The organism is Streptomyces uncialis (genome assembly GCF_036250755.1).
GTDB lineage: Bacteria > Actinomycetota > Actinomycetes > Streptomycetales > Streptomycetaceae > Streptomyces > Streptomyces uncialis.
The window spans coordinates 447,369-463,469 of sequence record NZ_CP109583.1; the positions used below are offsets into that span (position 1 = coordinate 447,369).

The 16,101-nt window shown below is 68.2% G+C and carries 13 protein-coding genes; 1 reads left to right on the top strand and 12 read right to left on the bottom strand.

Annotation, left to right across the window (positions count from 1 at the left end; all coding sequences use genetic code 11):
- Window positions 1–18: 18 nt before the first annotated feature.
- The 12 genes from OG711_RS01730 to OG711_RS01785 form a co-directional block, all read right to left on the bottom strand.
- On the bottom strand, window positions 19–300 hold the full coding sequence (locus OG711_RS01730; protein ID WP_073787543.1) for a hypothetical protein: 282 nt from the start codon (window positions 298–300) through the stop codon (window positions 19–21).
- Window positions 301–511: 211 nt separating this feature from the next.
- A complete protein-coding gene (locus OG711_RS01735; protein ID WP_329558132.1) occupies window positions 512–871 on the bottom strand; it encodes a hypothetical protein in 360 nt (119 codons plus the stop codon).
- Window positions 872–2,032, bottom strand: a complete 1,161-nt coding sequence (locus OG711_RS01740) for an ImmA/IrrE family metallo-endopeptidase (protein ID WP_329558133.1) — start codon at window positions 2,030–2,032, stop codon at window positions 872–874. It lies immediately after the preceding gene.
- Window positions 2,025–3,428 (bottom strand): hypothetical protein, encoded by a 1,404-nt coding sequence (locus OG711_RS01745; RefSeq protein ID WP_329558134.1) that lies wholly within the window; start codon window positions 3,426–3,428, stop codon window positions 2,025–2,027. Before OG711_RS01745 ends, OG711_RS01740 begins: the two co-directional genes overlap by 8 nt.
- Before the next feature lie 595 nt (window positions 3,429–4,023).
- Entirely contained in the window at window positions 4,024–4,440 is a 417-nt protein-coding gene (locus OG711_RS01750) for a hypothetical protein (protein ID WP_073785734.1), read from the bottom strand.
- A 529-nt stretch (window positions 4,441–4,969) separates the two neighbouring features.
- Entirely contained in the window at window positions 4,970–6,004 is a 1,035-nt protein-coding gene (locus OG711_RS01755) for a UvrD-helicase domain-containing protein (protein WP_329558135.1), read from the bottom strand.
- The gene (locus OG711_RS01760) at window positions 5,991–6,377 is read right to left on the bottom strand and encodes a hypothetical protein (protein ID WP_329558136.1); all 387 of its coding nucleotides are present in this window, start codon (window positions 6,375–6,377) and stop codon (window positions 5,991–5,993) included. Before OG711_RS01760 ends, OG711_RS01755 begins: the two co-directional genes overlap by 14 nt.
- Window positions 6,378–6,634: 257 nt before the next feature.
- Entirely contained in the window at window positions 6,635–10,537 is a 3,903-nt protein-coding gene (locus tag OG711_RS01765; RefSeq protein WP_329558137.1) for a SpaA isopeptide-forming pilin-related protein, read from the bottom strand.
- Between the two features lie 910 nt (window positions 10,538–11,447).
- Window positions 11,448–12,527, bottom strand: a complete 1,080-nt coding sequence (locus OG711_RS01770) for an arylcarboxylate reductase (RefSeq protein ID WP_073785740.1) — start codon at window positions 12,525–12,527, stop codon at window positions 11,448–11,450.
- A complete protein-coding gene (locus OG711_RS01775; RefSeq protein WP_073785742.1) occupies window positions 12,524–13,486 on the bottom strand; it encodes a malonyl transferase in 963 nt (320 codons plus the stop codon). Before OG711_RS01775 ends, OG711_RS01770 begins: the two co-directional genes overlap by 4 nt.
- A gap of 259 nt (window positions 13,487–13,745) precedes the next feature.
- A complete protein-coding gene (locus OG711_RS01780; RefSeq protein ID WP_266504474.1) occupies window positions 13,746–13,994 on the bottom strand; it encodes a LuxR C-terminal-related transcriptional regulator in 249 nt (82 codons plus the stop codon).
- Window positions 13,995–14,132: 138 nt separating this feature from the next.
- Complete coding sequence (locus OG711_RS01785) at window positions 14,133–14,894, bottom strand: thioesterase II family protein (protein ID WP_073785746.1); 762 nt, start codon at window positions 14,892–14,894, stop codon at window positions 14,133–14,135.
- 369 nt (window positions 14,895–15,263) lie between these two features.
- On the opposite strand from OG711_RS01785, the gene OG711_RS01790 reads away from it, so the two are divergent.
- The gene (locus OG711_RS01790) at window positions 15,264–16,100 is read left to right on the top strand and encodes a metallophosphoesterase family protein (RefSeq protein WP_073785748.1); all 837 of its coding nucleotides are present in this window, start codon (window positions 15,264–15,266) and stop codon (window positions 16,098–16,100) included.
- Window position 16,101: the final 1 nt, after the last annotated feature.

The following is a 16,101-nucleotide window of genomic DNA, read 5'->3' on the forward strand; positions in this document are numbered from 1 at the left end:
GTCTCCCCTCCGGTGGGCTCACAGGTTACGGATGGCCTCCGCCAGGTCGGGGCCGTAGGACGCCCAGCAAACGACTGATCCGTCGGTACCGAGCTGCCCCATGTACCACTCGCCGTCGTCGAGCACGAGGCACAGGTCGTGGAACCCGAGGACTGCCTCAGGCCGGAGTGTCATGTATTCGTTCTGGCCCGGCTGTTCGACAACTACCAGCCTGTCGAGGGAGAGCGGGGTGGCGCTCCGGTCCTGCGAGAGCGTGCGGATCTGCTCGATCGTCCATCCGGCGGGCAGGTATGAGGTCACCGTCGCATGATCGCAACTTGCCGCGCCTCGGGGCCACTCGTCGATGACCGCACCCACCGCTGTTGTCTCGTGGTGCATCCACCCGCCACGTCATGATGGCGTACGCCACCTCGACGCGGCGGGGGTCGGCGGTCTCGTCGGATTCGACGCGCCGCATCAGGTCCGGGCCGAGGCTGCCGGGGCGGACCGGCAAACTTCCCAGACATGGCTTCTAGCGCGGGTCGCGTTCCGATTCGGTCTGCTGGGGTTCCCGACGCTCTCGGTCGATGAGCTCGGTGATTCCCTCGATGCTTCCGTCGCTGCGTGACCGTCGCGAGCGGACCCGGCGAATGACGCCGCGGGTGGCCGACTTGAGGGAGCTCGCGATGACGTCGGAGGCCACACCACCGGCGATGGAGAGGGCGATGGTGACGATTTCCGAGACCCCGAAGCCGTGTCCCTCCTCGACGGCCAGCACCTTGACGTTGATCCCGTGGTCGGTGAACTTACGCTCTTCGACGTCGATCAGCACCGACCCGGGGAGACCGGAGTCGTGCGGGTCGATCTCCACGTCGAGCTCGATGACGGTCATTCATGCCTCCGGAACGGGTCGGGGGAACATGTGCAGGGTGTGCGAAGTCGGGCGGCCGGCATGCTCGGATGTCAGGGTGCTTTCCCACCTGGCGGCGCTTTCCCGGACGGCCTTCGCGCTCGAAGCCGCCAGCTGACGGCGTATGGACTGGATGACGTAGAGGCCGGCGCCTCCCAGAACGACGTCATTGCTCGACGGGCCGGCCGACCGGACGAAGGGGTGGATCAGGGTCTGTCGTGGTGGTCCGGTGACTGCGAAGGTCCCTTCTTCGCCAGCCAGGCGCCATGCCAGCAGCTTTTCCACGGCGAGGATTTCGAACAGCCAGCGGATCGCCATCCAGATGTCACCGATGGTGACGTTCTCGGCGGGGTTCCTGAAGAGTGCGTCGTAGGCGAAGCGATCGGCTTCGGCCTCCAGCTCCGGACCTGATCTGCCCTCTTCGTGCAGGAGGAGGTGCGCGAACTCGTGGGCGATCATGAAGGTCATCTGGATCCGTGCCGCATTGACGGCTCCTCCCCCGGCCAGCTCTGAACGTACCCGCATCATGGGGGTCTGGTCCCATCGGACGTTGCGGTACAGGGGCAGCAGGAACGGAAGGAGACTGTCGTAGGACGGGTTCGGCAGCGCGGCGTTGCTGCCGGTCGTGCCTATCAGCTGCTGCCGCACGCTTACGGCATTCCAGAGGAACAGGTCGATGGTGTGCCACAGCTGTCGAGTGACCAGGGACAGCCTTATCTGGCGTGTCGCATGGTGAGCGCGGACATACAGGCGAGGGTCGTAGGTGACAACGACCTCGATGTCGTCGACCTGGGGGAAGGCAGGACGCAGGTGATCGCGGACATGCACGACTGTTTCTTCCGCCCAGGTGGGCAGCGGCAGGGGATGCCCCTGGTTGGTCCACCAGTACAGGCGCAGTGCGCGATCGAGTGCGGTTCGCCGCCACGTGCGATGCCGCTCCACGGACGCCTCGTCCGCAGCTGATCCGAGGCTCGCCACCGACCGGAGGACGAAGTAGATCAGAGACTGGCGCTCGCGGTCTTCTTCCAGGGGCGAAAGCGCAGGGACGCCGTGTGGAGGAAAAGGAGGTTCTGACGACTTGTCGAGCAGGTAGTTGAGGTACGAGTCACTGTCGAAACCGATCCCGCTGAATTCCTCAGGCATAGGCCACACCAAGATTGTCGAGGTGCACGAACAGAGCCAGTTCGTAGTCGGCGGCCATGTGTCCCGCCACCGTGACGTGCGTGCCGGCCCCGCTGGACCGCAGGTGTTCCTCGATGCGCTCGGCCGCACCCGTGAGGACGGCGGCGTACGAGTCACTCGGGCCGGCCGTGGAGAATAACGTTCTGAAACCGTCAAGCGTCCAGGCGAAGCGCATGACCTCATCGCAAGCCACGGGATCCCCCGAGGGCGTCAGCAGACCGTCGAAGGTGGTCATGTCGGCAGGGATCAGGAGAGCGCAGCGACGAAAGATCACCACGGCCAGGAGGTAGTCGTACACCGAACCTTGCGAAACCGCCCGGCTGTAGGCCGTGAGCGCCAGATCGAGGAGCATCCAGCCGGCCAGCTGGGGTAGCCGGTAGGTCGTGAGGCGTGATTCCACAAGCGCCATGTGGCTGAGCAGCGCATGTGCATAGCCGCCAACGCGTATCCGCTCACCCGCCAAGTTGACAAGGTTCTGGAGTCGGTGCTCGGACTCCACAGGGTCGGGGGAGGCGGCCAAGGCACGCGCCAGAGCGGACATCGTGTCGTTCAGCGAGTCGAGACCGCCGAGGAGGCGGTACCGGGCGATATGAGCGAATCCGAGATTCGACAGGTACGGCATTATGGAGGATCCTTCGAAATCCGCCTCCGCCACGGCCCTGCCCAGGAGGGCGACCGCCTCGTCGAGATCGTCCTGTGAGCGATCTCGCTCGCCACGCAGCCGCAGGGCACGCCCCAGCAAGTAGCAGGCCTCGGCGGCCTTCCGTCGAGGACCGGTGAGTGCGGCCACGGCCCGGCGGAGCGATATGACTGCCTCCCCGAGGGCTCCCGGAACCAGGGCCAGTTCATGGCTCATGAGGAGGGCCCGGCCCACGGTCTCGAACCGCTCACCTTGCTCGATGCTGCCGTCCGTCGCCGACTCCGCGAGGGATCGCGCGATGCCCGAGACCGTCAACCAGTCCTCTGCCGAACGCGCGGGGTCTGTGGATTCGGTTAACGAGGCGCGGACCCCGTAGGCGGTAAGCCGTGCCCGCTGGACGTCGATCCGAGCGCGCGCTTCGGGAGAGCGCGCTATCGCCTCGTCTAGGCGGCCGATGCCCCTTGACAGAGGCTCCGTACTACCCAGAGCCGGACACGCGCCGATCTCCACCCCCACGAGTTCCAGGAGCGGCAGTATCGAATCCGGGACGGTGGGGTCTCGCAGAACGGCTTCCCACAGCGCGACCGACTCTTCGAATGCTTGCGTGTCCCTGCCAGCCATGGCTTGTTCGGCCAAGGCCCGCGCGGATTGAACCTGCGCGGCGGAACGACCCCAGATGCCGCCGTCATCGACGTCCGTGCCCAGTAGGTCCGTCACCGCTCCAGTATGCGTCCCGACCCGGCATGAGTAGCCCTGAACGCCGCAGAACGTCTTGCCCATACAGGGATCCCGCACAGCGAGGCCGGCCCCAGGCATTCGACAGGCCCGTCACCCAACCGAAGGCGTCGGCCCAGCGCGGTCCCCGCAGCACGACGCGCCCCTTTCGGTGATCAACGCGTCAGCGGCGCATGGCGGCCTCCGTGGCCAGGACCTGGCGGCGGCGTTGCACGCGGGACCGCGCGACCGGGGCCGGCGCATCGTCCGGGCCGACGCCTAAGCGTCCGGACTGCGGGTCTTCCCGTCATCAGAACGATCCCACCCCGCACTGTGATCATCACGGCACGAGGCAAGACACGGGCCCCAGCGCCAAAACACGGCATCGCCGCTGCCCGGCACCGGCGCCGAGGGCCATGTCCGGCTGCCGCACGCGGACGGCATAGACGGACTGCCGCCCGCCCGGGCGCGTTTCGGGCAGTGAGACGCCGCCCAGGCCGGTTGCGCCATTGCGCCTGGTGCCGTACCGGCATGGCGGACCGGCTTCGCCGACGACCTTTGCCCGGAGCCCGAGGGGGGTGGGTAGGACCCTCGGTGTTCAGGTCGTCGAGCCGTCGTCGTACGGCTCGTGGGCGGGGACCTGCCCGATGCGGCGCCGCTGCCGGTCACCGGTGAGCGCGACAACACGGTGCAGGGGCACCCCGACAGACGTGTGCCCTCCCGCAGGGGAGAACTCCAGGCTGCCGGTGCCGGGGTCGAAGGCGATCACGGTGCCGTACAGGCGGTGCAGTGCGGTGCCGGGCCGGGGTCCGCACTCCACGTCCAGGCACAGCATCCAGTCCTTCAGCCAGTGCACGGGCAGCTCCGCCAGCTCGGCGGACGCACTGCCCCCGGCATCGTCGTCCGGCACCCAGCTGTACCGGCCGACGACGAGCTCGTCGTACCGCGCGATGGAGCCGAGGTCTCCCTGAAATGTACGGCCCGGGTCGCGCCGCGCCGCCCGCACCCCGGTCACCAGCGGGGAGGGCCGTCCGCCGGGCCCGTCGTCCCCGGCGTCCGCCGGAAGGTACGGTTAGGTGCCGCGCAGCAGCGCCCGCGCCTCCTGCCCGGCCTGTCCGGCAGCGCCGTCCGGTACGGCGGGTCCGCTCACGATCCTGCCGCTCCCGGCCGCGGCGTGCCCGGCGGCGAACGGGGCACGGCCAGGACCACGGCGTGGTCGGGTTCCCAGGTGTAGCCGGTACGGCGTACTCCGAACGGCACGGCGGGTGCGAGCTGTTCGTACTGGGCCAGGTAGGCCACAACCGTTGTCAGCGGTGCCGTCGGCGTTGACTACTCAATGACCATCAATCGATCGCTCGAGAAAGTACGCCCATCGCGTTCCGCCCGAGGCCGATCCACAGGTCCTGACACTACTCTCCGCAGACTCGGACTGTGCGGATCAAGCGCGCGTCTGACGATCGATAGACGCTGGTCTTCCGTCATGAATCAACGGTAGTTGTCGGGCATGACAGCCTCCAGGGTGTTCCCAGAGTGAACAGGGTCTCCTACGGCATGACGAACGTGGCGCTGTACTTCGCCCGCGTCACCGCGACGTAAAGCTTCGCCCTGTCTCCGGCCTGGGTGCAGTCTCGGGTCTGGTAGTAACTGATCATCGGCTTCGTCGGGAAGATGAGCACGCGGTCGAACGTGCTGCCCTTCGAGGTACCCATGTTCATTGCGTCGAGACCGCATGTATCGGCTCGCTTGTCCCAGCGCAGCACCGTCGGCGCGTACTTCTCGGCGTACTCCAGCACGGCCGATTTCCCGATCGCGAAGATGCCATCGTGACCAGTCACTTCGGTGTTCTTGGACACGGTACGCGCAAGGTTGGGGTACAGATCATCTGCGAAATCACAGATATCCTGGTTGCAGCGGTAACTCTCTACTCGGTTTTCAACGAGGCACAGGTCGGTACGTGTAGCCAACCACTCAACGATGCCACTCCCCTTGTACTTCGCGTTCTTTGTAGCGTTGTTCGTTGCGAAGGTGGCCTGGCGAGGATCACCAACCACCGTGACGGCAATCGGCGACTTCATCAAAAGGTCCAGGAGATCGAGGTCGCACCCTGCCACGTCCTGGATCTCATCAATGAAAATGTGGTCGTATATCCGCGAAAGACGATCTACCACCATACCCTTGCTCAGTTTGTTGGCCTCGAAGGAGAACGCCGATACACCGTCTCGATATGCCGACTTGCCGCGATCTACGTAGTACTGCTGAGGCTTGCTTTTTGGGATGCACCTCGAACGCTGTCCCACGAAATTGAGGCCACCCATCATTCCCGCTTCACCGAGAACAAAGCTCTGATAGGGGCGAGCACACTCGTTGAGAATAAACGTGAACCAACCCATGACCGTGGCGTGCCGCGGTAGCACGCCAGTGCCCGCGCTCAGTCGGCTCACGATCTGATGGAGGTTTTCGTTGGTGTAGGTCGTCACCAAGACGCGCTTGCTCGGATCAGCGACAACGCAGTCGATGATGTGCTGGTTCTTCCGCGAGCCAGCCGCCGCGATGACGGCTAGATTATTAGGCGACTGCATCCCTGATGTACTCCGGCATGTTGATGTTCTGGTCGCTAGAGAAGATCGCTAGAGCACAGGTTGTCTTTCGATCCTCCATATGCTCAAGCAAGTCTGCTTCGGAGGCAAAATTCTCTCCGAGGATGGCGTTCATTGCGACTAGACCGTTCGCCTTGAGGAGTTGCGGCTCGAGAGTCCTGTACGTCTTATCCTGTCCCACGTGAACAGAGATGTTCGGGAAGGCAGTGTGAGCGGCGTACTTTCGCTGCACCTCTGCGGCCTCGGTACCGTCGTTATCCCTCACGACGGCGACCACATTTCCGGTGAGTGATGCGATATCCAGGGCTGGCGCCCGGCCGGGGCCTTGGCCGCAGCGTGAGGTCCTGTGGTTCACAAAGGTGAAGCTGCCTTTGGGCCCTTCCAGCAGGCCACTGCGGCTTGGGGTCGGCTGTTACGGGCGGCCCAGGGGAACGAGGGAGCGGACCGGACAAGGAAAGATCACGGCGTACACCTGGCCGGGCTCCTGGCACACCGTCGGGCTTCGTTTCCAGAGGTACCAGCAGCCGTTGCCGGGCGCCGGGGGGATTGGGCCGATGCAGTGAGGCCGGGGGCCGCGTGTGCGGTCCCCGGCCTCATGGTTGTGCGGGTGGGTTACTTGCCCTTGCCGGGCTCCCCGCGCTTGTTGGCGATCTTGACCGTCACGGTCTCACCCGCGTCCTCGGGGGTGATGACGATCGGGCCGCGGACCGGGTTGTCGGGCAGGACGTAGCCCTCGGGCACGTCCGTCTCGCGTACGTAGTACGTCCCCGTCGGCAGTTCGTCGAAGACGCACAGTCCCGCGCGGTCCGTGGCACAGCCAGGACCGGTACGGGTGTCGGGCGGGGTGGAGCCGGAGGGCCGGGTCTGGAGGCCCGGGACGCCGTTGGTCTCCTCCCACAGTTCGAAGACCGCGCCCGCGAGGGGGCGGCCGTTCTTCGCGTCGGTCTTCTCGACCTTGATGACGCTCTCCTCGGCCGGGGTGCGGCTGTTGCCGGCCGTGACCGTGACGCCCTGTCCGGCGTTCTCCGGTGTGAGGTTCAGCGGGCCGAAGACCGGGTTGGAGGGCAGTTCGTAGCCGGTGGGCGCCTGGGTCTCGCGCCAGTAGTAGGCGCCGGTCTCGACGGTGCGGGTGCACTCGCCGTCCGCGCCGGTGGTGCAGGGGGCGCCGACCTGGATGTCGGGGTTGCCGCCGGTGGTCTGGAGGCCGGGCGTGCCGTTGGTCTCCTGCCACAGTTCGAAGACGGCTCCGGCGAGGTTGGCGCCGGTGTCCGCGTCCTTCTTGACGACCGTGACCTCACCGGTGACGGGGGCGATGGTGGAGTTGTTGGCGTTGACGGTGACGCCGGTGGGGGCGTTGGCCTCGGTCAGGACGAGCGGGCCGAAGACGGGGTTGGCCGGGAGGTCGTAGCCGTCGGGGGCGCGGGTCTCGCGCCAGTAGTAGGTGCCGAGGTCGACGGTGCGGGTGCACTGGCCGTTGGCGGGAGTGGTGCAGGGGCTGCCGACCTGGGTGTCGGGGTCGGTGCCGGAGGTCTGGAGACCGGGGATGCCGTTGGTCTCCTCCCACAGCTGGAACACCGCGCCCGCGAGGGGTGCCTGGGTGGTGGAGTCCTGCTTGACGACGGTGACCGCGCCGGTGACCGGAGCGGTCGGGCTGTTGTTCGCGGTGACGGTGACACCCTGTTCGGCGTTCTCGTCGGTCAGCGCGAGCGGCCCGAACACCGGGTTGGTCGGCAGCTCGTACCCGGGCGGCGCCTGGAACTCGCGCCAGTAGTACGTGCCGGTCTCGACGTCGCGGGTGCACTCGCCGTCCGCGCCCGTGGTGCAGGACGCGCCCACCTGGACGTCGGGGTTGCCGCCGGTGGTCTGGAGACCGGCGATGCCGTTGGTCTCCTGCCACAGCTGGAACACGGCACCCGCGAGGTTCGCGCCGGTGTCCGAGTCCTTCTTCACCACGGTGACCGCACCCGTGGCGGGGGCTTTGGGGGTGACCACCCGTGCGCTGCAACTCGGCTCGCAGCCGAGGTCGTCGGTGCCTGCGGCGGGGGTGACGGTGGCCGTGTTGGTGATGTCGTCCGAGGCGTCGGCCGCGGGAGTGCCGGTGATGACGAAGGTCACCTGGCCTCCCGCTGTGATGTTCACCAAGGTGTCGACGCCTCCGGTGCCGGAGGGGTCGGTGCACGAGCTCGCCGTTCCTGCGGCCTCGCACGTCCAGGTGAGGCCGGTCAGCAGCGCGGGTCGGGGGTCGGTCACGCGGACGGCGTGCGCGTCCTGGGGGCCCGTGTTCTTCACGATGACCGTGTAGGTCAGCGGCCGGCCGGGTGTGTAGGACGGGGAGTCGGCCGCCTTGGTGACACTCAGTCCGATGTCCGCGCAGCGGGTCGGGTACAGCGTCTGGGGCTCGCGTGTCTCGTGGATCCACGCGCCTCCGCCGTCGTAGATCAGCGTGTCGGACGGGGTGTAGGTGTCGCCCACGGTGACCCGGGGGCCGCAGGGGCTGCCCCAGTCGTTGCTGCCGCGCCCGCCGACATCCCTCGGCCCGGGGGTCGCGGCGGTGGTCGCGGCGACGGGGGTGTCCCGGGCGTCGACGGCGACGTTCCCTCCGATCATGTCGTTGTCCTGATTGCTGTCCTGTCCCGTCTCGGCGTTGGTGAACGTGCGGAGGGCGACCGAGTCCTTCGGGAAGACGTTGCCGCGCACCAGGACGGTGTCCCGCATGACGCGCCAGGTGCCTTCCTTCTCGCCGAGCTGGATCATCGGTCCCGTACCGGTGAAGACATTGCCGAGGACGTCGATGTCCGAGGACGAACGCGACTGCTGGTCCTCGGGGGTGTTCGGGAAGGTCGCCGGGTCGAGGTTCTCCAGCGCGGTGCCCGCGCGGACGGCGCCCGAGTTGTCCTCCAGCGGGGTGAAGGAGATCTCGTTGTCGCTGACGGCCACATGGTGCGCGGGGACCGCGTAGACGACGTAGTTGGCGGGTCCGCCGCTCACCTTGTTGCGCAGATAGTCGAGCGTGTCCCCGCCGTAGGGGAAGAGGACGCCTGCGGGGTTGTCGGTCAGCTGGTTGTCGGCGAACGTGATGTCGCTGCTCTTCTGGATGACGTCCAGTCCGTCGGCGCTCGCGGACGGGTTGATGGTCAGGTTGGCCACGCCGGCGTTGCCGGTGAAGGTGCTGTTCCGGACGGTCAGCCGGATGACGGATTCCGTGTACGTCGCCCACCAGTCGATGCCGCTGACGGTGGCGTCGGTGACCGTGACGTCCGTCGTCATGTCCCAGTAGAAGGCGTTCGCGCCTCCGGTGAGCGTCGAGTTCTCGACGCTGATGTGGTCGGAGTAGTAGAAGCGGATCGCGGCGGATCCCCGGCGCACGTCGTCGGGGTTCTCGTAGCCCTCGACGGTCACGCCGCTGATCACGACGTCGGTGTTCTCGTAGCCGCCGATGCCGATGCCACCGCCGCCGCCCGCACCCGCGACGAGTTCCAGCGAGGTTCCGGTGACCCGCAGGCCCGAGTTGTTGGCGACGAGGATGCCGGTCGCGACGTCCGTGAAGGTGCCTCCGGTCACCACGGGGCCGTTGAGGGGGTGACCGGACGTCCGCACCCAGACCTGTCTGACGCCGATGCGCACCCCGCTGATCTGCGGGTTGTCGAGGGTCACGGAGGTGGCGCGGACCAGGTCGACACCGGTGCCGGTACTCCCCGGCGCGCCGGAGACCTTCACGTCCGTGAGCCTGGCGCCGGTGGTCGCCCCGAGGCTGATGCCCGTCGTGCCCATCCGGGAGACCGTCACCCGGGTCAGCTGGGGGCCCTCGCCCGTTGTCGCGGCGGTGGTGGTGATGCCGTTGACGTAGCCGGTGACCGTGCTGTCGGTCATCACGACACCCGTGGAACCGCCCAGGCCGACGCCGGTCGACCCGGCCAGCGACGTGCCCGTGAGGTGCACCTCGTCGAAGGAGGCGCCGGTCGTCCTGCCGGTCACCACGCCCTGCAAGGTCGCCCCGATGTCCACACGGGAGAACCGGGGGCCGGTGCCGGTGGCCGCGGCCGCCATGAAGAAACCACGGGTGACTCCGGTGATCTGCGTGTCGCGCACCACGACGGAGGCCGCGCTTCCCGCGTTGATGCCGGTGGAGACGCCGTTGGCGGCATTGTCACCGTTGTCGAACACGTAGTTCGCGACCGTTCTTCCGGTCGCCGGGGTACCGGAGAAGGTGATGCCGGTGATGGCGGCCAGGTTCGCCGTGTTGGTGATCCTGATGCCGTCCAGCACGGTGTCGGCGGAGGTCGCCGCGACCGTCACGACCGTCCTGCTCGCGGCGGTCGGCTCGAACGTGACACCGCTGACGGTCAGTCCGCCGCCGGTGACCGAGAACAACGCGGTGACCACCGAGGCCGACGCACTGGCGAGGGTCACCCGACGGGGCACGGTGATCGTCTTCGTGAACACATAGCTGTCGGGGACGATGCTGACGGTGTCCCCGTCGGCGGCCGCGTTCATCGCCTGTTGCAGGGTCAGCAAAGTCGGCGGCTGAGTGGGGCCGACCCAGGCGATGAGGGAGTCGTCAGCGGGATTGACGACGCGGCGGCCCGGCGCATCCGACCGGTGCGACGCTGGACGCGCCACGGTACGGGGCGCGGCCCCGGCGGGCCCCCCGCCCGGGGAGCGGGCCTCGCCGCCGCCATCGCGGCCGGCGGCGTGGCCGGCGGCGTGGCCGGGGACAGGACGGTGGTCCAGTTCCCTGACCGCCGTGACCCGACCGGGAGCCGGCACCGCCGGAACCGCCGCGGCTCCCCATACCCCCCACACCAGCAAGCAGGTCAGCGCTGCCCGCACCGACCGGGCTGCGGCCGATGGACGTCTTCGGTTCAAGGACTCTCTCCAGGTCACTTCCGCGACTCCCCCGGAACAGGGACGCGGTGCCCCGATCCAAACCGGACGACCGACGCGTCCTACGCCTGACGCGCTGGGCGTAGGACGACTGCCACAGCACCGGCACCCGTCCGCGTGAAGAAATGAGGGCGCGGCCGACCCACCACCGGGTGCGGGCGAGTCCGTGCGGCCGGTGCCGGGGGTGGTCGGGGTGCGGGTCACGGTTCCCATTGGCGGGGAGCGTGGTGGGGTGGCTCAACCGGCTTTCCACGAGCCCGTGGGTGGGTGTGCTGGTGAGGGCCGGTGCGGGTGGCGTGCGGCAGGTTCGCGCGTTCAGGTGAAGGGCGGGTAGTTGTCTCTTGGAGTCCGTCTGCGCCGTGTAAGGAGGGCGTTCGGTCGCGTGGGTTCAGGGGATGGTGTGGCGGTGGTCCGCGGATGGGCGGTGCCCCCGGCTTCGTCGGCGACGAACGGGTGGTGATGGCCGGTGCCGAACTCCTGGCGCTCCGCGACCCGGGCGCTCCGGGGGCAGCCGTACGGTCGGGGACCGTACGGTGCGGGTTCAGTACAGGCCCTCGGGGGCCGAGCTCGTGGTCTGGAGGGGGCGGACGTTGGCGACGCCGTCGATGGGCCAGCGGTCGGTGCTGTGGCGCAGTGCCTGATCGCGTTCCAGGATGTTGGGGAGGAAGAGGTCCTCGTGGAGCACGGTGAGCCGTACCTGGCCCACGGTGCCGGGGGCGACGGGGGTCGAGCGGTCGGCCTTGTCCACCACCGCCATCGTGACCTGTGGATAGTTCGGGACATAGCTGATCAGCTCACCGTCCCGCTCGATGTCCAGGCAGGCCGCGTTGCCGAAGGTGTTGCCGTAGGTCAAGCCGCAGATCCCGCCCCGCAGGGCGGTTCTGAAGGTCCGGTACATATCGGCGCTGATCTGGGTGCCGCTCAGGCGTACGCCGTCGAGGGCGGCGACGAGTTCGGGCCGGCGTTGGCGGAGGGCCTGGAACAGGGCCGGTGTGGTGTTGAGGTACTGGACCCGGCCCTGCCGGAGCACGTCGGTGATCTGCTCCAGCAGATGGGTGGTGTAATCGCCGACCTCGGCCAGCCGGCCGGCCCGGATGAGGCGCTTGACCCACCGGGGGTCCATGTCCACCGCGTACACCTGGCCGGCGTGGAGTTCCGAGACCTCCTGGACGCCGTTCCCGATCAGATGCGGTCCGGTGGGCGTGGCCTGCAGCCAGGTGCGGCCGGGTGCGAAGCCTTCCCGGACGAAGGACCAGCGGCGCCAGATCGCCCGGTGCGACAGCATGTCGGGGGTGTAGAACACCCGGCAGGGTGTGCCGGTGGTGCCGCCGGTGTCCCAGACACGCCCGGCGAGCGGCCGGGGCACGGACTGCGGGACGAGGTCCGCGGGGTCCTCCTCGCGCAATCGGTCCAGGGGGAACGGGCCGAAGGCGCCGAGCTGGTCGTGGCGGGTGATGTCACGCGGGTCGAAGTCCAGTTGGTGGACGCGGCCGAGCCAGTACAGGCTGCCGGACACCGGGTCGAAGTGCCGTCGGACGACCCTGCGGGTCCATTCGTCCAGGTCGGTGTCCAGCCATCGCGCGACCTGGGCGTCCGGGTCGGCACGGGTGGGGGCGGTCATGACAGCGCCGGGGCGCCGGTGAGGTCGATGCCGAGGTCGTACGCGGTGGTCAGAGCCTGTTCGATGTGCTCCGGCTGCTCGATGTGCACCACCGGGAAGGGGAACGCGAGGATGCCCTCCGGGATCGAGGGGCCCATCACCAGCCCGAGTTGTACGCCCTGTTCCCGCATGCCGTCGTAGACGTCGACCAGGCTGATGGGGTCCGTGGAGTTGCGTTGGAACAGGTCCCTCACGTCGGCCGCGGTCCGCAGGACCTTGGGTTCCAGGCAGGACAGCAGGGGGATCTCGGGGTCGGTGAAGGACATCGCGTCGATGCGCGGGGCCATGAAGTCGCGGTAGTGCCGACGCAGCGGGGTGTGGACGGCGATGGTGCGGCCGGGGAGCGGGACCACCGTGCCCGGTGGGACCTCGGCGGCGAGTGCGTCGAGCGCTTCGGCGTGGCCGGCCAGCATGAGGATGCGCTGGGTGCCGTCGGTGGTGGGGCCGAAGTCGCCGGCCAGATGGACGCCGGGGACATTCTCGCCGGGGTGGGAGGGGGCGCCTTCGCCGAGGGCGCCGAAGGCTATGGCTATCCCCTGCCGCGGTGCGTCGGCGGGCGGTTCCGGGGTGTCGCGGGAGCCGGCCAGCATCTCGAACAGTTCCCGACGGTCCACCGATCCGGCGAGGCAACTGGCGGCCATCGCACCGAGACTGAGGCCGCCGATGGCGGCAGGGCGTAGATTGAACGACGCGAGCACGTCGTGCACACCGATCGCGAGGGCCGCCTCGCGGACGGTGCCGACGCTCTGGCGTTCCTCCTGGGCGGTCGGGAGGTCTTCCTCCAGGATCTGACCAACGGTCAGCCCGGTCCACTCGGAAACCTGTTCGTACCAGCTGCGCACCACCGGGTAGGTCCGATGGAGCTCCAGGCCGTGCGGCTCGGTCCCGACGCCGCCGCCGAACAGGTAACCCAGACTCATGACAGCTCCTGTGAATTGGTGTGCGAAAAGGAGGGGCCGGTGCGGCCCAACGGTAGAGCAGCGAAACCAGGGCTACCAGCACAATGCCGCAGAATCCGCTCTCCGGGCGGGTGATCGGAAGCCCGTCTCGCTGCGCGATATCGATACGATATTCCGGTCTGGGAAAATCTACCGGAAGCGTACCGCTGGAGCACTTCTCCCCCTGAGGGAAGGACCTATCGGAAACGAGATAGGGGAACAGGCGGCTACCGCGCTCTCCCTATGTTTCGAGGAATTCCGGAAGGACCCGGGGCGGCCATGCTCCGACGCTCAGCACGCCGAGGGAATGTGCCCGCGAGACCAGGGCGGCCCGGTTCGCGACCTGGAAATGACGCAGCATCAACCCGATGCGGTACTCGACACCCTGTCGGCTCAGATAGAGGGAGGCCGCCAGCTGGACGGTCGAGGTGCCGACCGCGACACCCTCCAGGATCAGGACGTCCAGCGCGGTCAGCCGTCGGACGCCCACACCGCCGGAACAGTCCTCGCCCGACGGGCCGGGGTGATCGGCGCGCTCGGACCGCGGCGGTCCCTGCGCGGAGTGGATCTGCCCAGAGATGGATAACGGTGTCACCCTCAACACCCCCTATTCCTGATGTTCGTGGTATCAGGCGCGCGGTGCGGTGGCGAGGTGCTCGCGGAGCATGCCGATCACCTCGTCCGGCCGACTGCTCAGATAGAAGTGCCCGCCGGGGAAGACCTTGAGGTCGAACGCGGCCGTCGTGCGATCGCGCCAGGTCCCGGCCTCGGACACGGGTGTCCAGGGGTCCTGGTCCCCCACCGCCGCGGTGATCGGGCACCCGACCGCGGCGCGGGGGTCGGCCTGGTAGGTCCCCAGCGCCCGGTAGTCGCCGCGCAGCGCGGGCAGCACCATCCGCAGCAGTTCCTCGTCCTCCAGGAGCCGGGCGTCGGTGCCGCTCATGGACTTGACCTCGGCCAGGATGCCCTCGTCGTCGAGGGGCTGTGAAAGCTCCGGCCGGTCCGTGGACGGCCCCCTGCGGCCGGACACGAAGAGATGGTCGATCCGGCCGCCCGCGCGCTCGATCCGCCGGGCCACCTCGAAGGCGACCAGGGCGCCCATGCTGTGGCCGAAGAAGGTCAGCGGGAGGTCGTCCCAGCGGCGCAGGGCCTCGAACACCCCGTCGGCCATGAGGTGGAGATCCTCGACGCCGTGCTCCTCGCGGCGGTCCTGCCGCCCTGGGTACTGCACCGCGAGGAGGTCGACCGGGCCGCACAGTTCGGCGGAGACCGGAAAGTAGAAACTCGCCGAACCGCCGGCGTGCGGAAAGCAGACCAGCCGACGTTTGGCCGTGGGCGAGGGATGAAAGCGACGGCACCACAGGTCGCTGTCCAAAGAGAGGGAAGTCATGTCGACCGTTCATTCCTTTCTCAAATCCGCGCGGCGCCAGTGGGCAGGGTGAGCCGATCATGTGGGACATCCTCCGCACCGGCGGACCGGCTGGTAGGCATACTGAATGCCGGGAGCGCCGATCGGCGGCGATCGGAGAGTCACGGGCACCGCATATCACAGCCTGCCATGCCGCTCGGAATGTCAGCAAGGGCGCACCGGCGCAGTCGCCTCACACACCACCGGGTTCAATTCCGGTTGTTTCCGCGGTGAATGGCGGGATCGTTGCGGTCCGGGCAACCTCGTGGGATTTACTTGACGCCGAACCGGCGGCAACGGTCCGGCCGGACCGAACGCCGCGGGCCCGGCGCGTACGCGAGGAGCACCGTTATGGCAAGGCTGTACGCCGTCAGCGACCTCCATGTCGCCCATCCGGAGAACCGGGCCGTTGTCGAGGGGATGTTCCCCGAGGACGAGGGGGACTGGCTGCTGCTGGCGGGGGACGTGGGCGAGTTGGCCGCGGACGTGGAGTGGACGCTGCGGCTGCTGGCCGACCGGTTCTCGACGGTCGTGTGGGTGCCGGGCAACCATGAGTTGTGGACCCATCCGGCCGACCCGGTGCGGTTGCGCGGCGAGCACCGGTACCGGTATCTGGTGGAGCTGTGCCGGCGTCTGGGTGTCATCACCCCCGAGGACCCCTATCCGATCTGGACCGGTCCGGGCGGTCCCGTGACGGTGGTACCGCTGTTCCTGCTGTACGACTACAGCTTCCTGCCGCCGGGAGTGCGTGACGTCGGGGCCGCGCTGGCCCTGGCGGAGGCCGCGGGTGTGGTGTGCTCCGACGAGTTCCTGTTGCACCCGGACCCGTATCCGACGCGGGCCGACTGGTGCCGTGCGCGGGTCGTCTCCACAGAGGCGCGTCTGGCCGGCTGCGACCCGGCGCTGCCGACGCTCCTGGTGAATCATTTCCCCCTGGTCAGGGAACCGACGGAGGTGCTGCACCATCCGGAGTTCGCGTTGTGGTGCGGTACCACGGCGAGCCGGGACTGGCCTGTGCGGTACCGGGCGTCCGCGGTGATCTACGGGCATCTGCACATTCCGCGGACCATTCACACGGACGGGGTACGGCATCAGGAGGTGTCCCTCGGCTATCCGCGCGAGTGGCGGCGCTGGGGCAAGCCGGACCCGCTGCTGCGCGAGGTCTTCCCGGCCGGGGAGCAGCGGTGAC